This window comes from Nocardioides allogilvus (genome assembly GCF_003047285.1).
Lineage (GTDB): Bacteria > Actinomycetota > Actinomycetes > Propionibacteriales > Nocardioidaceae > Nocardioides > Nocardioides allogilvus.
Window position 1 is genome coordinate 249,652 of the sequence record NZ_PZYX01000003.1, and the last position, 19,939, is coordinate 269,590.

The 19,939-nt window shown below is 71.6% G+C and carries 18 protein-coding genes; 11 read left to right on the forward strand and 7 right to left on the reverse strand.

Annotated features, from left to right (window positions below; genetic code table 11):
- Positions 1 to 19: 19 nt before the first annotated feature.
- The 4 genes from C9J87_RS07690 to C9J87_RS07705 all read right to left on the reverse strand — a co-directional run bounded on the left by C9J87_RS07690 (position 20) and on the right by C9J87_RS07705 (position 3,416).
- Positions 20 to 295: an iron-sulfur cluster assembly accessory protein gene (locus tag C9J87_RS07690; RefSeq protein WP_010834467.1), complete on the reverse strand. Its 276-nt coding sequence runs from the start codon at positions 293 to 295 to the stop codon at positions 20 to 22.
- 81 nt (positions 296 to 376) lie between these two features.
- Entirely contained in the window at positions 377 to 2,359 is a 1,983-nt protein-coding gene (locus tag C9J87_RS07695; RefSeq protein WP_107705157.1) for an NADPH-dependent 2,4-dienoyl-CoA reductase, read from the reverse strand.
- The gene (locus C9J87_RS07700) at positions 2,356 to 2,886 is read right to left on the reverse strand and encodes a PadR family transcriptional regulator (RefSeq protein ID WP_107705158.1); all 531 of its coding nucleotides are present in this window, start codon (positions 2,884 to 2,886) and stop codon (positions 2,356 to 2,358) included. Before C9J87_RS07700 ends, C9J87_RS07695 begins: the two co-directional genes overlap by 4 nt.
- Before the next feature lie 47 nt (positions 2,887 to 2,933).
- On the reverse strand, positions 2,934 to 3,416 hold the full coding sequence (locus C9J87_RS07705) for an Lrp/AsnC family transcriptional regulator (RefSeq protein WP_107705159.1): 483 nt from the start codon (positions 3,414 to 3,416) through the stop codon (positions 2,934 to 2,936).
- 94 nt (positions 3,417 to 3,510) lie between these two features.
- Here C9J87_RS07705 and C9J87_RS07710 point away from each other — a divergent pair, with 94 nt between their 5' ends.
- From C9J87_RS07710 to C9J87_RS07725, 4 genes are all read left to right on the forward strand, one after another.
- A complete protein-coding gene (locus C9J87_RS07710) occupies positions 3,511 to 4,686 on the forward strand; it encodes a trans-sulfuration enzyme family protein (protein WP_107705160.1) in 1,176 nt (391 codons plus the stop codon).
- A gap of 141 nt (positions 4,687 to 4,827) precedes the next feature.
- On the forward strand, positions 4,828 to 5,985 hold the full coding sequence (locus tag C9J87_RS07715; RefSeq protein ID WP_107705161.1) for a CaiB/BaiF CoA transferase family protein: 1,158 nt from the start codon (positions 4,828 to 4,830) through the stop codon (positions 5,983 to 5,985).
- A 274-nt stretch (positions 5,986 to 6,259) separates the two neighbouring features.
- Complete coding sequence (locus tag C9J87_RS07720; protein ID WP_107705162.1) at positions 6,260 to 7,777, forward strand: DEAD/DEAH box helicase; 1,518 nt, start codon at positions 6,260 to 6,262, stop codon at positions 7,775 to 7,777.
- Positions 7,778 to 7,957: 180 nt separating this feature from the next.
- Positions 7,958 to 8,644: a CPBP family intramembrane glutamic endopeptidase gene (locus tag C9J87_RS07725; protein WP_107705212.1), complete on the forward strand. Its 687-nt coding sequence runs from the start codon at positions 7,958 to 7,960 to the stop codon at positions 8,642 to 8,644.
- On the opposite strand, the gene C9J87_RS07730 is transcribed toward C9J87_RS07725, so the two are convergent.
- Positions 8,624 to 9,538, reverse strand: a complete 915-nt coding sequence (locus C9J87_RS07730) for an NAD(P)H-binding protein (RefSeq protein WP_010834459.1) — start codon at positions 9,536 to 9,538, stop codon at positions 8,624 to 8,626. The two genes, C9J87_RS07725 and C9J87_RS07730, sit on opposite strands and share 21 nt — an antisense overlap.
- Before the next feature lie 92 nt (positions 9,539 to 9,630).
- Here C9J87_RS07730 and C9J87_RS07735 point away from each other — a divergent pair, with 92 nt between their 5' ends.
- Genes C9J87_RS07735 through C9J87_RS07745 form a run of 3 tightly spaced genes read left to right on the forward strand, consistent with a single transcriptional unit; the run spans position 9,631 to position 12,052 of the window.
- Positions 9,631 to 10,137, forward strand: a complete 507-nt coding sequence (locus C9J87_RS07735; protein ID WP_010834458.1) for a VOC family protein — start codon at positions 9,631 to 9,633, stop codon at positions 10,135 to 10,137.
- Positions 10,134 to 11,297 carry a luciferase domain-containing protein gene (locus C9J87_RS07740; protein ID WP_010834457.1) on the forward strand — a complete coding sequence of 388 codons (1,164 nt, stop codon included), beginning with the start codon at positions 10,134 to 10,136 and terminating at the stop codon, positions 11,295 to 11,297. The genes C9J87_RS07735 and C9J87_RS07740 overlap by 4 nt, the downstream gene beginning before the upstream one ends.
- Positions 11,294 to 12,052, forward strand: a complete 759-nt coding sequence (locus C9J87_RS07745) for a 2-keto-4-pentenoate hydratase (protein ID WP_010834456.1) — start codon at positions 11,294 to 11,296, stop codon at positions 12,050 to 12,052. The genes C9J87_RS07740 and C9J87_RS07745 overlap by 4 nt, the downstream gene beginning before the upstream one ends.
- Before the next feature lie 10 nt (positions 12,053 to 12,062).
- Here C9J87_RS07745 and C9J87_RS07750 read toward each other — a convergent pair whose 3' ends face one another.
- Both C9J87_RS07750 and C9J87_RS07755 read right to left on the reverse strand, forming a co-directional pair.
- Positions 12,063 to 13,361 (reverse strand): cation:proton antiporter, encoded by a 1,299-nt coding sequence (locus C9J87_RS07750; RefSeq protein WP_010834455.1) that lies wholly within the window; start codon positions 13,359 to 13,361, stop codon positions 12,063 to 12,065.
- A complete protein-coding gene (locus C9J87_RS07755) occupies positions 13,361 to 13,972 on the reverse strand; it encodes a MerR family transcriptional regulator (RefSeq protein WP_051204259.1) in 612 nt (203 codons plus the stop codon). The genes C9J87_RS07750 and C9J87_RS07755 overlap by 1 nt, the downstream gene beginning before the upstream one ends.
- Before the next feature lie 98 nt (positions 13,973 to 14,070).
- Between C9J87_RS07755 and C9J87_RS07760 the strand changes: the two genes are divergently transcribed.
- From C9J87_RS07760 to C9J87_RS07775, 4 genes are all read left to right on the forward strand, one after another.
- Positions 14,071 to 15,279 (forward strand): acetyl-CoA C-acetyltransferase, encoded by a 1,209-nt coding sequence (locus C9J87_RS07760; RefSeq protein ID WP_010834453.1) that lies wholly within the window; start codon positions 14,071 to 14,073, stop codon positions 15,277 to 15,279.
- Positions 15,280 to 15,314: 35 nt separating this feature from the next.
- Positions 15,315 to 17,507, forward strand: a complete 2,193-nt coding sequence (locus C9J87_RS07765) for a 3-hydroxyacyl-CoA dehydrogenase NAD-binding domain-containing protein (protein WP_107705163.1) — start codon at positions 15,315 to 15,317, stop codon at positions 17,505 to 17,507.
- A 130-nt stretch (positions 17,508 to 17,637) separates the two neighbouring features.
- On the forward strand, positions 17,638 to 18,330 hold the full coding sequence (locus C9J87_RS07770) for an ABC transporter ATP-binding protein (RefSeq protein ID WP_036491359.1): 693 nt from the start codon (positions 17,638 to 17,640) through the stop codon (positions 18,328 to 18,330).
- Complete coding sequence (locus C9J87_RS07775; protein ID WP_107705164.1) at positions 18,314 to 19,834, forward strand: hypothetical protein; 1,521 nt, start codon at positions 18,314 to 18,316, stop codon at positions 19,832 to 19,834. Before C9J87_RS07770 ends, C9J87_RS07775 begins: the two co-directional genes overlap by 17 nt.
- Positions 19,835 to 19,939 lie beyond the last annotated feature (105 nt).

The window sequence follows — 19,939 nt, forward strand, 5'->3', positions numbered from 1 at the left end:
CCAACGGTGTTGCTGTGGGTCAGGTCTGCTGACCCAGCGCGAACTGGATGTTGCCCTGCTCGTCGACGCCGCCGTCCAGGACCTTGTCGGCCAGCAGCTCGGAGGCCGGCGGGTCGATGAAGACGGTGGCACCGTCCTGCTCGACCACCTGGTCGTCCTGCTGGGCCTGTTCGGCCGGACTGACCGACAGGGACTGCCCGTCGGCCTCAGCAGAGATGCGCAGGCCGGAGATCTCCGGCACTTCCGCAGCGAGCTGCTTGACGATCTCGGTCACGTTCTCGGTGAGAGCAAGCATGGCTCTCCCTTCCGAAATGGAGAATGTGTCCCCGTCACCATTGCTCGGATCCGCCGTGTGGACAAGTCGCGCGCCGCGGCCCTACAGCGCGGCGACGACCTCGGTGGCCTGCTTGATCGCCCGCTTCGCGTCCAGCTCGGCGGCGACGTCGGCCCCACCGACGAGGTGTCCGCCGACCGCGTCGTGGAGGTCACGTACCGACTCCTGACCTGCGCAGATCACGACGTCGTCGCACTCGATGAAGCGCGCCTCACCGTCGACCGTGATGTGCAGGCCTTCGGGAGTGATCCGGTCGTACGTCGCCCCGCGGACCTGCGCCACACCCGACTGCTTCAGTACGGCCCGGTGGGCCCAGCCGGACGTCTTGCCCAGCCCGATGCCGATCGGCGTCTCCTTGCGCTGGACGAGCGTGACCTCGCGTGCGGCGGAGCGGGCCTTCGGGGTGGTCAGGCCGCCGGCGTGCAGCGTGGGGTCGCCGACGCCCCAGTGCGCCATCCACTCGTCGAGGCTCTCCTCCTCGTGGGTGAGGAAGACGCTCATGTCGACGCCGATGCCGCCGGCACCGATGACCGCCACGCGGCGACCGACCTCGACCTTGCCGGAGAGCACATCGGCGTACGACACGGCGTGCTCGATGCCCTCGATGGCCGGCATGCGCGGGACGACGCCGGTGGCGATGACGGTGTGGTCGTAGCCGGCGAGCGAAGTGGCGGTGGCGGCGGTGGACAGCCGCACGTCGACGTCGAGCGCGTCGAGGCGGGCGGCGAAGTAGCGCAGCGTCTCGGCGAAGTCCTCCTTGCCGGGGATCTGCATGGCGAGCCGGAACTGGCCGCCGATCTCGCTGGCCTGCTCGAAAAGGGTGACCGCGAAGCCGCGCTCCGCGGCGTTGACCGCGGCGGCGAGGCCGGCCGGGCCGGCGCCGACGACCGCGACGGACTGGCGGGTGCGGGTCGGCAGCAGGATCAGCTCGGTCTCGCGCGCGGCCCGCGGGTTGACCAGGCAGGAGGCCAGCTTGTTGGCGAAGACGTGGTCGAGGCAGGCCTGGTTGCAGGCGATGCAGGTGTTGATCTCCTTGGCCCGGTCGTCCCTGGCCTTGGCGACGAAGTCCGGGTCGGCGAGCAGCGGCCGGGCCATCGACACGAGGTCGGCCTCGCCCGACGCCAGGATGTCCTCGGCCATCTCCGGGGAGTTGATCCGGTTGGAGGCGCAGACCGGCACGCCGGCGACCTCCTTGAGGCGGGCCGTCGCCGAGCGCCAGGCGCCGCGCGGGACCTGGGTGATGATCGTCGGGACGCGCGCCTCGTGCCAGCCGATGCCGGTGTTGAAGACGCTCACGCCGGCCTCCTCGAGCTCACCAGCGAGCTCGACGACCTCGTCCCAGCTCTGGCCGCCCTCGACGAGGTCGAGGAGCGAGATCCGGTAGATGATCGGGAAGCCCTCGCCCACCAGCTCGCGCGAGCGGCGGACGATCTCGATCGGGAACCGCATCCGCTTCGCGGCGCTGCCGCCCCAGGCGTCGGTGCGCTCGTTGGTGCGGGCGGCGAGGAACTGGTTGATGAGGTAGCCCTCGGAGCCCATGATCTCGACGCCGTCGTAGCCCGCCTTCTTCGCCAGCGCGACCGACTTGGCGAAGTCGGTCGCTGTCCGGTCGACGGCCTTCGTCGAGAGGGCGGAGGGCTTGAACGGCGTGATCGGCGACTTCTTCGCCGACGCGCTGACGCTCAGCGGGTGGTAGCCGTAGCGGCCGGCGTGCAGGATCTGCATCGCGATCGCGCCGCCCTCGGCGTGCACCGCGTCGGTCACCCGGTGGTGGCGCGCGGCCTGCAGACGCGTGGTCAGCTCGGAGGCGAAGGGCTTGAGCCAGCCGCGCTTGTTGGGGGCGTAGCCGCCGGTGATGATCAGCCCGACCTCGCCCCGCGCGCGCTCGGCGAAGTAGGCCGCCAGCTTGTCGATGTCCCAGGGCTTGTCCTCGAGGCCGGTGTGCATCGAGCCCATCACGACGCGGTTGCGCAGCGTGAGGTCGCCGATGGTCATCGGGGCGAGGAGATGCGGGTAGGGCGTCATGCGTGGGCCTCCAGGTATTCGTTGAGCCAGCCGATCCAGAACTCCTCGAGGCGGATGCCGCCGCGCAGGACGAGGTACTGGTCGAGCTCGGGTCCGGCCAGGTCGGCCGGGGTGGGGTAGTCGCGCTTCTCCAGCTCGCGGTAGTGCGCCAGCCGCGTCTCGTGGTCCCCGAGGGTCTCGCGCACCCGTCGGAGCAACGCCGCGCGATCGCCGTACGACGCAGCGCGGAGCTTGACCGCGAGGTCGCTGCGGAAGGCCTCCATCGGGAGCGGCTCGACCAGCCAGTCGGCGAGCACCTGCGCCCCCGTGGGCGAGACGGCGTAGACCTTGCGATCGGGTCGGCCGCTCTGCGCGACGGTCTCGACGCTGAGCCAGCCGTCGGTCTCCATGCGGCCGAGCACGCGGTAGATCTGCTGGTGCGTGGCATGCCAGAAGAAGCCGATCGACTTCTCGAAGCGGCCCGCGAGCTCGAGACCCGATCCCGGGCGCTCGGAGAGCGCGACGAGGAGCGCGTGTTCGAGGGCCATGTCGGGATCGTGCCAGACCTATGCAACTAGTTGCAAGAGGTGCTGCGTCACAGCACGCCGGCGCCCACCATCTCCTCGAAGACGATCTGGGTCTCCGTGTGCCGCACGATCGGGTGCACGTTGATGTGCTCGAGCACGAGGTCTCGCAGCTGCTGGGTCGAGGCGACGGCGACCTGGAGGAGGTAGTCGTCCTCGCCGCCGACGTGCAGGATCCGCACGACGCCCGGGATCGCGGGGAGCGCCCGGTGGAACGTCGCCACGTGGTCGCGGTTGTGGCTGCCGAGGCGCACCTTGATCACGGCCTGGATGGGAAAGCCGAGCGTGGCCAGGTCGACGTCGGCGTGGATGCCGCGCACGATGTCGCGCTCGCGCAACGAGCGCACGCGGGCCAGGCAGGTCGACTCGGCGATGCCCACCCGCGCCGCCAGGGCCGAGTTGGTGACCTGGCCGTCCTCGGTCAGCTCGGACAGGATGCGCAGGTCGACGGCGTCGAGCGCCGCATGTTCTGTCGCTGGGATGGGTCGTGGCATCGGAAATCCTCGGATTCTGCGGCGTGTGCGTCGATCTCGGCATGCTTCTGCGAACTGCATTCCCTTCTCCCGCTGATTCTTCCACCATGGCCGTATGACCAGCCTCGACACCCAAGCCGTCCACGCCGGCCGCGGAGACCTCTCGGCGCTGGGCGTGCACGCGCTCCCGCTCGACTTCTCCACCACCAACCCGCTGCCCTCGATCGGGCTGGGCGGGGACTCCTACGAGTCCATGGCCACTGGCGGCCGTCCCACGGAGGGCGGGCTGGTCTACCAGCGCCTCTGGAACCCCACAGTGGCCCGCTTCGAGGAAGGTCTCGCGACCCTCGAGCGGACCGAGGCGGCCGTCGCGTTCTCGACCGGGATGGCCTCCATGACCGCTGCGGTGCTCGCCGCTGTCGCCGAGCACGGCTCCGGCGGCCGCCACGTCGTCGCGATCCGCCCGTTGTACGGCGGAACCGACCACCTCCTCGCGTCGGGCACGCTCGGCATCGAGACGACCTTCTGCACCGCCGACGAGGTCGCGTCGGTCGTCCGGGCCGACACCTGTCTCGTCGTGCTCGAGACGCCGGCCAACCCCACGCTCGAGCTCGTCGACATCGCGGCCGTGGTCGATGCAGCAGGCGCCGTACCCGTGCTGGTGGACAACACCTTTGCCACGCCGGTCCTCCAGAACCCGGCAGCCCTGGGCGCGACGTTCGTGCTGCACAGCGCGACGAAGTACATCGGCGGCCACGGTGACGCGATGGGCGGCGTCATCGCCTGCGACGAGCAGTGGGCCGGGGCGCTGCGCCGGGTGCGTGCGGTCACGGGGGCGCTGCTGCACCCGATGGGCGCCTACCTGCTGCACCGCGGGCTGGCCACCCTGCCGCTGCGCATGCGCGCCCAGCAGGAGGGCGCGAGCAAGCTCGCGACGTGGCTCGCGGAGCAGCCCGGCGTCGGCGATGTCTTCTTCCCCGGCCTGCCCGAGTGCGACCCGCTGCACCTGGTCGGACGCCAGATGCGCGGACCCGGCGCCGTGCTCGCGTTCCGGGTCGAGGGCGGGTACGCCGCAGCCGCCCGCGTCACTGAGGCGGTCGCGCTCTTCACCCACGCGGTCTCCCTGGGCGGCGTCGACTCGCTGGTCCAGCACCCCGCCGCGCTCACCCACCGGCCGGTGGCCAGCGAGGCCAAGCCCCACGACGACCTGCTGCGGCTCTCGATCGGCCTGGAGGACGCCGACGATCTATGCGCCGACCTCGCGCAGGCGCTCGCGGCGGCGGCTCGCTGATTCCCCGCATAAGCGGGGGAATCGAGGGTTCTGGGGTGTTGCAACACCCAGGAAGGTGACGATCCCCCGCATAAGCGGGTTCTCATGTGGCGCTGAGACGGCCCCTCGCAACCGTGACAGTGTTGGTGTCATGATCAGTGCATGACGTATGAACTCGGTCAGGGCACCGGTCCGCTCAAGGGAGTCAAGGTCGTCGAGATCGCCGGCATCGGGCCCGGCCCGCACGCCTGCATGATCCTCGCCGACCTCGGCGCCGACGTGATCAGGATCGATCGCCCGGGTGGCGGCATGTTCGGCAGCGGTGAGCACGACGTGCTGACCCGGAGCCGCCCGAGCATCGCGCTCGACCTCAAGAAGCCCGAGGCGGTCGCCACCGTCCTTGACCTCGTCGAGAGCGCCGACGTGCTGATCGAGGGCATGCGTCCCGGCGTCACCGAGCGGCTCGGCCTCGGCCCCGACGACTGCTGGGGACGCAACCCGCGCCTGGTCTACGGCCGGATGACCGGCTGGGGCCAGGACGGCCCGTGGAGCCAAGCGGCCGGCCACGACATGAACTACATCGCCATCACCGGCGCCCTGCACGGCCTCGGCCAGGACCGCAGCCGCCCGCACTTCCCGGGCAACCTCGTCGGCGACTTCGGCGGCGGCTCGACCTACCTCGTCATCGGCGTGCTCGCCGCGCTGCTCGAGGCGAAGACCAGCGGGCAGGGCCAGGTCGTCGACGCGGCGATCGTCGACGGCACCGCCCACCTCAACGCGATGGCCACGACGCTGACCACGCTCGGGGTCGCCAGCGACCGGCGCGCCAGCGGCCTGCTCGACGGCGGCACGCCCTACTACGACATCTACGAGACCGCCGACGGCCAGCACATGAGCGTGGGGGCGCTCGAGCCCCAGTTCTACGACGAGCTCGTACGGCGCCTGGAGATCGACCTCCCGGACCGCAACGACCTCTCGAACCTCGGCGCGATCCGCGAGGCGCTCACGGCGCGGTTCAAGGAGAAGACCCAGGCCGAGTGGTCGGAGGTCTTCGACGGCACCGACGCGTGCGTGGCCGCGATCATCCCCCTCAGCGCAGCCCCCGCCCACCCGCACCTCGCGGCCCGGGGCACGTTCGTCGAGAGCGCCGGCATCACCCAGCCGGCGCCGGCTCCGCGCTTCTCGCGGACCGGGGCGACGATCACCATGCCGCCCGGGGGCGCCGGTGCCCACACCCGCGAGGCCCTGACGGCCTGGGGGGTCGCAGACGTCGATGCCCTGATCGAGAGCGGCGCCGCCGTACAGAAGGGCGACTCCTGAACGCTCGAAGATGGCGGTGTCCGACGGTCACCCAGTGACTGGCGGACACCGCTGTCTTTCGAGCGAGCGGGGGAGTGACGTGAAGGTCACACCGCGAAGATTCACAGGAACATCAGGAGTCCCACTAAGGTTGTGGACGAAGTCGCCTCGGCCAGTCTTGCCCCGAGTCGCAGCAGGCCCAGCAACACCACGGGTCCGCTTACCTCGAAATCCTTTCGAGGCCATGCCGCGCTCTGCGCGATGTGTTGGCGAGACGCCAACGAAAAGGTTCCACATGTCTTTCGCCGACTTCGGCGTGCCCTCCATGCTCATCGACATCCTCGAGAAGCAGGGCATCACCACCCCCACTCCCATCCAGGCCGCGACGCTCCCGGACTCCCTCGCGGGTCGCGACGTCCTCGGCCGGGGCCGCACCGGCTCCGGCAAGACCTACGCCTTCCTGCTGCCGCTGGTCGCGCGCCTCGACGCCTCGAAGATGCCGGCCATGCCGCGCAAGCCGCGTGCGCTGATCCTCGCCCCGACGCGTGAGCTCGTGGGCCAGATCCACGCCGCGCTGAAGCCGATGGCCGACGCCGCCGGCCTCTCCACGATCGTCGTCTACGGCGGCGTCAGCCAGGGCCCGCAGACCACCGGCCTGAAGAAGGGCATCGACATCGTTGTCGCCTGCCCGGGTCGCCTCGAGGACCTGATGCAGCAGAAGTACGCCGACCTGTCCGCCATCGAGGTCACCATCCTCGACGAGGCCGACCACATGGCCGACCTGGGCTTCCTGCCCGGCGTGCGCCGGATCATGGACAAGACGCCGCAGGACAGCCAGCGCCTGCTCTTCTCCGCCACGCTCGACAAGGCGATCGACGTCATCGTCAAGCGCTTCCTGACCAACCCCGTCACGCACGAGGCCGACTCGGCGCAGGCGACCGTCTCCACGATGTCGCACCACGTGCTGCACGTGAACCGCGACCAGCGCGTCCCGATCCTGGTCGACCTGACCAGCGCGCCGGGTCGCACGGTCGTGTTCACCCGCACCAAGCACGGTGCCAAGGCGCTGACCCGCCAGCTCAACAAGTCCGGTGTCCCGACCGTCGAGCTGCACGGCAACCTGTCGCAGAACGCGCGCACCCGCAACATGGAGGCCTTCCACTCCGGCAAGGCCGCGACCCTCGTCGCGACCGACATCGCCGCTCGTGGCATCCACGTCGACGACGTCGCGCTCGTGATCCACGCCGACCCGCCGGTCGAGCACAAGGCCTACCTGCACCGCTCCGGTCGTACGGCGCGTGCCGGCGCCGAGGGCACGGTCATCACCCTCATGACGGACGAGCAGGTGCGCGACGTGCGCGACCTGACCCGTCTCGCGGGCATCAAGCCCACCACCACGAAGGTGCACGGCCCCGGTCACCCGATGCTGGTCGAGCTCGCTCCCGGTGTGCGCAGCACGCCCGGCGGTCTCGTCCCCGACGTCGCCCCCTCCGGTGGCGGTTCGTCCAACGGCGCCAACGCCCAGCGCAAGCGCGCCCGCAGCACCGGCCAGACCAACGGCCAGTCGCGCCGGGGCAACCCGACCGGCGGCGCCACCGCGACCGGCGGTTCCGCCGGTTCCACGGGTGGCGGCCAGCGTCGTCGCTCCGGTGGCGGCCAGGGTGGCCAGGGTTCGACCGGCGGCTCGGCCGGCGGTTCGACCGGCGGCGGTCGCGGTCGTCGCAGCGGCGGCGGCGGTGGCGGCGGCAACCGGAGCCAGGGTGCCTCGACCAGCGGTCGCTCGCACTCGGCTGCCGGCTTCTCCGGACGCTGATCCCGCACTGATCGGTCGGCCCCCGGGCCGCCGCTCCACAGCACCGCACTGCGGTGGTGTTGCCACTCCTGCGGTGGCACACCACCGCTTTTGCGTCTCCGGGGCCGCACTGCGGTCGAGGGGGCGGAGCCGGAGTGGACGTGCGGACCCGGTATCTGGCCGGGTCCTAGGGTGAGCAGCATGCTCGACTGGCTGCGCCGATCCCTGTGGACCGTGGTGCCGCGCGACCAGCGCGACACCACCGAGGCCCTGCGTCGACGTCAGGTCGTGACCGTCGTCGTGGTGCTGGTCGGGGCGGCCGTGCTCGGCTGGTCGCTGCGCATCGAGCCCGGCAGCGACCTGTTCTATGCCGGCACGGCCCTGCTCGCGCTCGTCTGGGCGATCGGGGCCGTCCTCAGCGGCCGCCTCCACCTCGGTCGCATCCCCCGCGACGCGACGCACGCGCGACCGGTCGTCGCGCCGGTGCTGCTCGGGCTGCTGCTGGCGGCGGTCTTCGTGGTCGGCGGCCTCGTCGTCCGCGAGATCGAGTGGCTCGACCGGCAAGTCCGCTCGGTGCTCGACTTCGCCGACCAGGGCTCGCTCCCGCTGCTGCTGGTGATCACCGTCGTCAACGGCGTCGCCGAGGAGCTCTTCTTCCGTGGCGCCGCCTATGCCGCGATCCCGCGCCACCCTGTCGTGTGGACGACCGTGGCCTACTTCGTCGCCACGCTCGCGACCGGCAACATCATGCTGGCCTTCGCCGCCGTCCTGCTCGGTGCCGTGTGCGGCCTGCAACGACGCGCGAGCGGCGGCGTGCTCGCGCCGATCCTCACGCACGTCACCTGGTCGGTGGCGATGCTGTTCGCGCTACCCGCGATCTTCGGCTGAGCTCGGGCGAGCCTGACGATCGGCCAGCGCGCGCCGTACGGACTGCTCGTAGGTCAACGGGTCGCCGGGGACCAGGTCGCGGATCGAGGTGTCGCGCACGATCACCTCGGTCGACATCGAGTCGATGAGGTTGCGCCCGGTCGTGGCGTCGACGTCGGTGACGAGCGCGAGCCAGTAGGACGAGAGCCGCGGGGTCAGCACCGGCACCGTGACGATCGGGATGCGCCGGCCGCCGGCCACCTCGGAGGCGACCTGCATCATCTCGAGGTAGGTCAGCTGCTCGGGGCCGCCGATCTCGAAGACCCGGCCGAGTGCGGCCGGCTCGTCGACGACGCCGACGAGGTAGCGCACCACGTCGTCGATCGCGATCGGCTGGGACAACGTGTGCACCCACTTCGGCACGACCATCGCGGGCAGGTTCTTGACGAGCTGGCGGGTGATCTCCCACGAGATGCCGCCGTCGCCGACGACGATCGCGGCCCGCAGCGTCGTGACCGGGACGCCGTCGGTGCCGAGCAGGCCCTCCACCTCCCGGCGCGAGCGCAGGTGGGCGGAGAGGTGCTCGTCGTCGGCGCCGAGCCCGCCGAGGTAGACGATCTGGCGCACGCCGGCGTCAGCCGCGGCGCGGCTGAAGTTGCGCGCGGCCTGGGCGTCCTTGCGCTCGAAGTCGGGGTCGTCGAGCGAGTGCACGAGATAGATCGCGACGTCCGCGCCCGCCAGCGCCTCGGCGAGCGACGCCGGATCGTCGACGTCGGCGCCCACGGGCTCGCCGGTACCGGCGTAGTCCTCGGGCCGGCGCGTCATCGCGCGCACCGTGTGGCCGGCGTCGGTCAGGGCGGGGACCACCCGTCGACCGACGAAGCCGGTCGCACCGGTCACAAGGACTGTCGTCATGCCGGTCAGCCTCGCACGGCGGCGGGAATGGATGCGGGATGACAGTGGTTAAACCTTCAACTATCATGGTCCCGAACGAAAGCGAGAGCACCATGCCCATCCCCGCGGTCCGGCTCAACCACGCCGTCCTCTTCGTCGCCGACCTCCAGCGCTCGATCGACTTCTACACCTCGGTCTTCGACATGGAGGTCGCAGCCACGGAGCCCCGTGCCCATGCGGCCTTCCTGCGCCTCACGCACGGCGGCAACCACCACGACCTCGGCCTGTTCGGCATCGGCGCCGACCAGGTCAAGCGGCCGGGGATCGGGCTCTACCACCTCGCCTGGCAGGTCGACACGATCGAGCAGCTCGAGCTGGCGCGGCTCAGCCTTGCCAACCACGACGCCTACACGGGTGAGTCCAGCCACGGCGCCACCAAGAGCGTCTACGGCAAGGACCCGGACGGCAACGAGTTCGAGGTGATGTGGATGCTGCCGCGCGAGGACTGGGGCCGCTTCGAGCACGAGGCCCCGGTCGAGCGGCTCGACCTCGCCGCCGAGGTCCGCGCCTGGGCGGGCGTCCGCACCGCAGCCGACAACATTCCGGTCGTGGCCCGATGACCGCCTTCGCCGACCCCGTGGTCGCCTGGGCCGCCGGTCAGGACGACCCGTCCCGCCCGCTGGTCGTGCTGCTGCACGGTCGCGGTTCGAGCGAGACCGACATCATCGGGCTCGCCGGCCACCTGCCGGAGGGTCCGTCGTACGCCGCTGTGCGCGCGCCCATCGGCGAGGGCGGCGGCTATGCGTGGTTCGCCAACCGCGGCATCGGCCGCCCGGTCGCGGAGAGCCTGGCCGAGACCATGGCGTGGTTCCGCGGCTGGCTCGACTCGGTCGCCCCCGCCGGCCGGCCCGTGGTCCTCGCGGGCTTCAGTGGCGGAGCCGCCTTCGCCGGCGGACTCGTCCTCGCCGATCCTGCGCGGTACGCCGCTGCCGCGATCCTCTACGGCACGCTGCCCTTCGAGGATGCCGGCGTCCCGGTCGAGCCGGGCCGCCTGACCGGGCTGCCGGTCTTCGTCGCCCAGGGCGACCAGGACCACGTCATCCCCGCCGAGCTGCTGGCTCGCACCTGGTCCTACCTGCTCGGCGCCTCGGGCGCGGCCGCGTCCGCCCGGCGCGACCCGGGTGGCCACGGCCTCACCCAGGGCACGGCCGCCGAGCTCGCCGAGTGGCTCACGCACCGCCTGGCCTGGCTGGCCCGGCGCGGGGCGGAGCCCGTCGGCCTGGCCGCGCAGCCCGTGTCGTGGCCGACCCTGGCCGGCGGCACGCTCCCCGCCCGGACCGGGGAGCGGCCGCAGGTGCACTTCCGCATCCCCCAGGCCCAGCTCACCGACAACTCTCCCGCGCACCTGCAGGAGGCCCTGTTCGAGCGGATCTCCGCACTCGGCGGCATCACGAGCGGGCAGTCGATGATCTCGGTCCCCGGCGCCCGCGGCTTCGTCGCACCCGCCGCCGACGGCCCCGACGACGCCTTCCTGGTCGCCGAGGTCAAGGAGTTCGCCCACCTGCACCCTGCGCACGACGGGTCGCTCCACCTCGCGCTGCCCCTCGACCTGGCCGGCGACGCGATCGCCCAGGGCTGGGCGCAGTCGCACATGTGGGCGGGCGTGCGCCTCTCGCCCGGGTTCCTCATGGTCTACGGCCCCCGCGACGACGCGGAGCTCGAGGTCGTGGCCGGCATCGTCGAGGCGTCCTACAGCTACGCGCGCGGCGAGCTCGGATGAGCCTCGATCCGCACGAGGCCGCGGCGCTCCTCGCTGCTGCGCGCGGCGATCGCCGTACCCTCCAGCGTTTCAGCGACACCCTCGACGGGGTGGACGAGGCGTGGGGCCACGCCGTCCAGGACGCCGACCGCGTCGCGCGGACGGCCGCGGGGGAGCGTGTCGTCGGCGCCAAGCTCGGCCTCACCAGTGCGGCCAAGCAGCAGACCATGGGCGTGCACCAGCCCATCGTCGGCTTCCTGACCGACGCGATGGCCGGCGACGTGCTGGACCTCGCGAGCCTCGGGCAGCCGCGCGTCGAGCCCGAGATCGCCTTCCGGCTCGGCGCCGTGCTCGATCGCGCGATCACACCTGACGAGGTGGCGGACGTCGTGGACGGTGTCGCCGTCGCGCTCGAGGTCATCGACTCGCGCTGGACGGGCTACCGCTTCCGGCTCGGCGACGTGCTGGCGGACAACACCAGTGCGGCCGGCTTCGTGGTCGGGGAGTGGGCGCCGCTGCGCGACGTCCGCGGCGCGGAGGCGCGCTGGTTCGTCGACGGCGAGCTCGTCGCGACCACGTCTCCGGCCGCGATCCTCGGCGACCCGGTCCTGGCCCTGGTCCACCTCTCCGAGCACCTGGCGGCACGCGGTGAGAGCCTGCCGGCGGGCGCGCTCGTGCTCGCCGGTGCCATGACCGACGCGGTGCCGGTCGCCGGCCACTCGTCGTTCCGGGTCGAGGTCGGCGGCCTGGGGGCGGCGTCGCTGTCGGTGACCTGAGGACTCGGGTTCAGCGGCCGGCAGCGCGGCGAGCGTCCAGCCGCGTCATGGCCGGCGTCGCGGTGACCCCGTGCAGGAGCACGGAGACGACCACGGTGAAGGCCACCGTCGACCACAGCCACGACTCGCCCGGCACGTCGTGGTGGCTGGTCGCGTAGGCAAGGTAGAAGAGCGAACCCACGCCGCGGACGCCGAAGAACGCCACCGCCAGTCGCTCGCCCCGGCTCAGCCCGCCGACGAGCCGCTCTGCTCGCGGGAGCGTGGAGAGTGCGGCGTACCCGGCCAGTGGCCGCACCACCAGCACGAGAGCGAGGGCCAGCGCCACCCCACGCCAGTCCAGGTGTGCCAGCAGCCCGCGAGTCATCGCCATGCCGAGGACGAGCAGCACCAGCAAGGTGATGAGGCGTTCGAGCCGCTCGACCAGGGCGTGCATCTCCCGCTGGTAGGAGTGTCGCCGCTCGGCTGCGCGCAGGTTCATCGCGCACGCGAAGACGGCCAGGAACCCGTAGCCCCCGAGGAGCTCCGCGGCGCCGTACGTCGCCAGCAGCCCGGCCAGAGCCAGCAGTGGCTCGCCGTGGTCGGCCAGCCGGAGGCTGTCCGTGCGGGCCCGGAAGGCCTGACGGCCCAGAAGCCACCCGGCCACGAGGCCGACCAGAACGCCGAGGACGATCTTGCCGACGACGTACCAGCCCAGCCAGGTGCCGGCATCGAGGACTGCGAAGCCCCCCGCCAGCAGCAGCAGCGCGAGGTGGACGAACGGGAACGCCAGCCCGTCATTGAGGCCCGCTTCGGCCGTCAGCGAGAACCGGATGTCGTCGTCGGGATCTTCAGCGTCGCCGATGTCCTCGGTGAGCGGCTCACCCACCTGCACGTCCGAGGCGAGCACTGGGTCGGTCGGTGCCAGCACGGCACCGAGCAGCAGCGCGACGGCCGGCGCCAGGCCCGCGACCCACCACCCGATCAGTGCGACGCCAAGGACCGTGGCGGGCATCGTGACAGCGAGGAGCCGCCAGACCGGGGACCAGGTGCGCCATGACGTCCTCGAGCGCAGGTCGAGCGCGCGGTCGATCGCCAGGCCGACGCCCATCAGTGACACCAGGACGCAGAGCTCGGTGACGTGCAGGATGACCGTCCGGTTGGCCTCCGGCTCCAGGCTCACCCCGTCCGGCAGCGGCAGCAGCCCGATCAGCATGCCGACCGCGACGAGCACCATCGGGGGCGACAGGGCGATGCGCCGGGTCGCCTGCGGCAGGACGATCGCGAGCAGCAGCGCGAGGCCGAGGATGAGGTAGACGGCGGCGCCGGTCATCAGGTGCGCTGGGCCGATCCCCGGCGCTCGTAGGAGTCGGCGCTCGCGTCCATCGCCTGCTCGTAGGCGCTCACCAGGCCCGCGATGGTCAGCGGCTTGAGCCGGTGGACCAGCTCGCGCAGGGTCTCCACGTCTCCGCCGGCGTCGCGCACGGCCGGCCAGACGTGGCGGCGCACGATCTCGGAGAGCTCGTCGGCGACCTGCTGGCCGTGGCGGGCATAGACCTCGGCGACCGCCTCCGCAGCGGAGGTGGGTACGCCGATGCCGACGAGTCCGTCATGGACGTCGACGTCGCTCTCGCCGGTCACCGGGGCGAGCAGCGAGAGGTGCAGCGCGATGTCGGACGGTGTCGCGTCCTCGGGGATGCGATCGACGTAGCCCTTGATCGCGGAGAGGGTGAAGCCGTGGTTCTGCAGCTCGCGGACGAGCTCGAGCCGGGCGACGTGGTCGGCGGTGTAGTAGCCCGAGCGACCGCGGCGCAGCGGCGGTGGCACGAGCCGCTTGCTGGTGTAGAAGCGGATGTTGCGCACGCTGATGCCGACCCGCTCGGTCAGCTCGTCGAGCGTGAGCAGCAGCGGCTGCTGGAGCTCGTCGAATGCTGCGGGTGCCATGCGGCGTACCTCCTCCGGACCTGGTCGTGGGTGCCGATCGTAGTGAATCAGGCCACACCCCTTGACCATTGTGACAGTAATGGTGTCACAATCACTGCATGGCAGAAGCATTCATCTATGACCACATCCGCACCCCGCGTGGCAAGGGCAAGGCCGGCGGCTCCCTCAACGAGGTGAAGCCGATCGATCTCGTGGTCACCCTCCTCGACGAGGTCAAGACCCGAAACCCCGGACTCGACCCCGCCCGTGTCGACGACGTCGTCCTCGGTGTCGTCAGCCCCGTGGGCGACCAGGGCGCCGACATCGCGAAGACCGCGGTGATCGCTGCCGGCTACCCCGACACCACGGCTGGTGTGCAGCTGAACCGCTTCTGCGCCTCGGGCCTCGAGGCCGTCAACCAGGCCGCGCAGCGGATCCGCTCCGGCTGGGAGGACCTGATCCTCGCCGGTGGCGTCGAGTCGATGAGCCGCGTGGCGATGGGCAGCGACGGTGGCGCCTGGGCGATGGACCCGCGCACCGCGCTCGACACCCACTTCGTGCCCCAGGGCATCGGCGCCGACCTGATCGCCACGGTCGAGGGCTGGAGCCGTGAGGACGTCGACACCTACGCCGCCGAGTCGCAGGCCCGCGCGGCCAAGGCGCAGGCCAACGGCTACTTCGACGGTTCGGTCATCCCCGTCCGCGACGTCAACGGCCTCGCCGTGCTCGAGCGCGACGAGTTCATCCGCCCCGGCACGACGGTGGAGTCGCTGTCCGGCCTGAAGCCGTCCTTCGCCTTCCACGGCGACCTGGGCTTCGACGACGTGGCGCTGCAGAAGTACCACTGGATCGAGAAGATCAACCACGTCCACCACGCCGGCAACTCCTCGGGCATCGTCGACGGTGCCTCGCTGATCGCGATCGGCTCCGAGCAGGTCGGCACCGACCTCGGCCTCACCCCCCGCGCCCGCGTCATCGCGACCGCGGTCAGCGGCGCCGACCCGACGATCATGCTGACCGGACCCGCGCCGGCTGCCCGCAAGGCGCTGGCCAAGGCCGGCCTGGGCGTCGAGGACATCGACCTGTTCGAGATCAACGAGGCGTTCGCCGCCGTCGCCATGCGCTTCATGCGCGACATGGGCATCTCCCACGAGATCACCAACGTCAACGGTGGCGCCATCGCGATGGGCCACCCGCTCGGTGCGACCGGCGCCATGATCCTCGGCACCCTGGTCGACGAGCTCGAGCGCCGCGACCTGCGTCGTGGCCTGGCCACGCTCTGCGTCGGCGGCGGCATGGGCATCGCCACCATCGTCGAGCGCGTCTGACACCGGACCCGAACTCCTAAGGAACCTGACAAGAGATGACTGAGAACCAGAGCGCCATCCGGTACGACCGCGACGCCGACGGCATCGTCGTGCTGACCCTCGACGACCCGACCGCCAGCGCCAACACGATGAACGAGCTGTACGGCCGCAGCATGGAGGAGGCCGTCGCCCGCCTCGAGGAGGAGAAGGGCGAGATCACCGGTGTGGTGATCACGTCTGCCAAGAAGACCTTCTTCGCCGGCGGCAACCTCAAGGACCTGCTGTCGGTCGGCCCCGACCAGGCGCAGGAGATCTTCGACAAGAGCCAGGCCCTCAAGGCCCAGCTGCGTCGCATCGAGAAGCTCGGCGTGCCGACCGTGGCGGCCATCAACGGCGCCGCGCTCGGCGGCGGCCTCGAGATCGCGCTGGCCTTCAACCACCGCATCGCGGTCGACGGTCGCTACGAGATCGGCCTGCCCGAGGTCACCCTCGGCCTGCTGCCCGGCGGCGGCGGCGTCGCCCGCGTCACGCGCCTCCTCGGCGTCTCGTCCGCCCTCATGGACGTCCTGCTCCAGGGCCAGCGCTACAAGCCTGCGGCCGCCCAGGCCAAGGGCCTGGTCCACGACCTCGTCGCCACCCAGGACGAGCTGCTCCCCGCCGCGAAGGCGTGGGTGCTGGCCAACAAGGACAACGACGAGGCCGCGACCCAGCCCTGGGACCGCAAGGGCTACAAGATGCCCGGTGGTACGCCGTCGCACCCCTCGCTCGCGCAGATGCTGCCCGCCTTCCCGGCCGGTCTGAAGAAGCAGCTCAAGGGTGCGCAGTTCCCCGCTCCCGAGGCGATCATGGCCGCGTCCGTCGAGGGCGCCCAGGTCGACTTCGAGACCGCGGCCCGCATCGAGTCGCGCTACTTCGCCAAGCTCGTCACCGGTCAGAACGCGAAGAACATGATCCAGGCGTTCTTCTTCGACCTGCAGCAGATCAACTCCGGCGCGCTGCGTCCCGAGGGTGTGCCTGCCTTCAAGCCCACCAAGGTCGCCGTGCTTGGCGCCGGCATGATGGGCGCGGGCATCGCCTACGTCTGTGCGCGGGCCGGCATGGAGGTCGTCCTCAAGGACGTCGCGCTGGAGTCCGCCGAGCGCGGCAAGGCCTACTCCGCGAAGATCAACGAGAAGGCCGTCTCCCGCGGCAAGCTCACGCAGGAGAAGTCCGACGAGCTGCTCGCCCGGATCACCCCGACCGACAACGCCGCTGACACCAAGGGCTGCGACCTCGTCATCGAGGCCGTCTTCGAGGACCCGTCGCTGAAGGCCAAGGTGTTCGCCGAGATCGCCGAGCACATCAACCCCGACGCGCTGCTGTGCTCCAACACCTCGACGCTGCCGATCACCGAGCTGGCCCAGGGCGTCGACCGCCCGGCCGACTTCATCGGCCTGCACTTCTTCTCCCCGGTGGACAAGATGCCGCTGGTCGAGATCATCGCCGGCAAGGAGACCAGCGACACCGCGATCGCCCAGGCGATCGACATCGTCCAGCTGATCAAGAAGACCCCGATCGTCGTCAACGACAGCCGTGGCTTCTACACCTCGCGCGTCATCGGCACCCAGATCAACGAGGGCATCGCGATGCTCGGCGAGGGCGTCAGCCCGGTCAGCATCGACCGCGCCACCACCATGGCCGGCTTCCCCGTGGGTCCGCTGCAGATCACCGACGAGCTCAACATGGAGCTCATGGCCAAGATCCGCAAGGCCTCGCGCGACGCCGTCGAGCGTGACGGCGGCACCTGGGTCGTCAACGGTGCCGAGAAGGTCATCGACAAGATGATCGAGCTCGGTCGCTCCAGCAAGCTCAAGGGCGCCGGCTTCTACGACTACGACGAGTCCGGCAAGCGCCTGGGCCTGTGGTCGGGCCTGGCCGAGGAGTTCCCGGTCGCCGAGGAGCAGATCCCGCTCCAGGACATCCAGGACCGCCAGCTCGTGGTCGAGGCCATCGAGACGATCAAGTGCTTCGACGAGGGCGTCCTGCGCTCCGCCGCCGAGGCCAACATCGGCTCGATCTTCGGCATCGGCTTCCCGCCCGCGACCGGTGGCGCGATCCAGTACGTCAACGGCTTCGAGGGCGCAGCGGGCCGTGGCCCGGCCGGCTTCGTGGCCCGGGCCCGCGAGCTCGCCGCGAAGTACGGCGAGCGCTTCGAGCCGCCGGCCTCCGTGGTCGCCGTGGCCGAGGCCGGGGGCACCTACCCCGCCTGACGCGTCAAAGTTCCCCAAGAGGTGCAGGAGTCCCCGGTTAAGCGGGGACTCCTGCACCTCTCGCCCGTTGCAACGGCCAACAAGTGAGGGTTTCCCCGCCTAGGCGGGGACTTTGACAGAGGATGATCCCGTGACCCCCGTGATCGACATCCGCGCCCTGCACGTGCGCTTCGGCGAGGTGGAGGCCGTGGCCGGCATCGACCTCGCCGCGGACTCCGGCCGGGCGACAGCGCTGCTCGGTCGCAACGGCGCCGGCAAGTCGACGACGATGAAGGTGCTGGCTGGCGTCGTACCCCCCACGTCCGGCACCGTGCTCGTCAACGGCCACGACGTCGCCACCGACCCGCTCGCCGTGAAGCGCACCGTCGGCTACTGCCCCGACGTCGGCGGTCTCGTCCCGCGCGCGACGCCGTGGGAGCACCTCCAGCTCACCGCCCGGCTGCGGCGGATGCCCGACTGGGAGGCCCGCGGCCGCGACCTGCTCGAGCGCTTCGAGCTCGGCGACGTCGCCCACCGGGTCGTCGGCGGCTTCAGCCACGGCATGGGCCGCCGGCTGTCCGTCGTGCTCGCCGCCCTGCACGAGCCGGCCGTGCTGCTGCTCGACGAGCCCTTCGACGGCGTCGACCCGATCGGCGTCGAGGCCACCCTCGAGGTCGTCGCCGACGCGCGCGCCCGTGGCGCCTGCATCCTGCTGTCCACGCACCTGCGCGACCTCGCCCTGGAGGCGTGCGGCTCTGCGATCGTCCTGCGCGGCGGCTCGAGCGTCGCCGAGATGGACGCCGCCGAGCTCACCGTCGAGGCCTACCGTGCGCTCCTCGACTGAGACCTGGTCCGGCGCCACCGCCGACCTGCGCCACCTCCTCCGCTTCCGGTCCGGGACCGTACGGCGACCGCGACTGACCGCAGTGGCCGTGGCCGTCGTCGTGGGACTGACGGTCGTGCTGGCCGTGGCACCGGCCTGGATCACGGGCCTGCCCGCCGACCGTGCGCGCCAGCTCGAGGACCTGCTGCCGGCCGCGTTCGCCGGCTTCCTGCTGCTCGGCATCGGTGCCTCGATGGGCGGGGGCGGCGGCCGTGAGCTCCTGCCCCGCGAGCAGGCCGTCATCCACCCCATCGGGCCGGTCACCGAGCACCTCGGTGCGCTGGTGCTCGCTCCGCTCAACCTCGCCTGGCTGCTGCAGGCATGGGCGCTGCTCGCGGCCACGGCGCTCTCCGTCGGGCCGCAGGGACTCCTCGGGGCGCAGGCCGTCGTCGTGCTCTGGCTGCTCGTCGCCACGGCGCTGGCGCAGGTCGTCGGCTGGTCGGTCGAGGGCACCCGCCGTACCCGGCACGGAGTGCTCGTCGTCCGCACGCTCACCGTCCTCGTCGGCGTGGCCCTGCTGGTCGGGCAGGTCGCCGGTCGCCTCGACGACCTGGTCCGGGTGCTGCCGACCACTGCCCTCGCGTCCTCGTTGGGCGACCCTGGCTGGCCGCTGGTCGGGGCCCTCCTCGTCGCGGTGCTGGGCGTCGCGGTCGCCGTCGGCGCCGTACCCGCCCGCTGGGCGCTCTCGCTCCCGCCGCGCGAGGAGCTGAGGGTCGAGTCGGGCGTCCACGAGGCCCGGCCCGCGCCGGTCGCACGGTTGCTCGGCGACGACCTCGCCCTGCTGAGGCGGCTGGACCGCGGTTCGGTCTGGCGCTCGGTAGGGATGCGCCGCGGCCTGATCGTGCTGGCCCTCGGCCCCGCCCTGGTCGCCCTGGGCGGTGGCCTGGAGTGGGACACGATCCTGATCCTGCCGGGGCTCGGGGCGAGCGGTGCCGTGCTGCTCTACGGCGTCAACGCCTGGTGCCTCGACGGTCGCGGGATGCTGTGGCGCGAGAGCCTGCCCGTCGAGCCCGCGCGGATCTTCGACGCCCGCACCCTCGTCACCGCCGAGTGCCTCGTCGCCGTCTCCGCGGTCCCCGTGCTGGTCGGGTCGGTGCGCAACGGCCTGCCGTCGCAGCAGGTCGCGATCGCGCTGGTCGTCTGCTGGCTGGTCGCGGTGGTGCAGGTGCTCGCGATCTCGATGAAGTGGTCCGTACGGCGCCCGTATGCCGTCGACCTGCGCTCACCGCGCGCCACCCCGGCCCCGCACACGGCGATGTTCGGCTATGCCGCGCGGCTCTCGCTGGTCACGACCCTGACCGGGATGCTGTTCGTCGGCGCGGCCGGGGTCGACGTGTGGTGGCTGCCGCCGGCCATGGGCGCGCCGTTCCTGCTCTGGTCGAGCGTCCGGCTCGTCCGCGCCCGGCGGCGCTGGCTCTCCGCGCCGGCCCGGGCGGAGATCGCGCTCACCGTCGCGGCCGGCTGATCGCCGTACGCCCGGAGTGGTCACCGCGCCGGCGCCACACCACCGCACTGCGGCCCTGGTGACGCTCCTGCGGTGGCAGGCGACCGCAGGAGCGTCCAGGACACG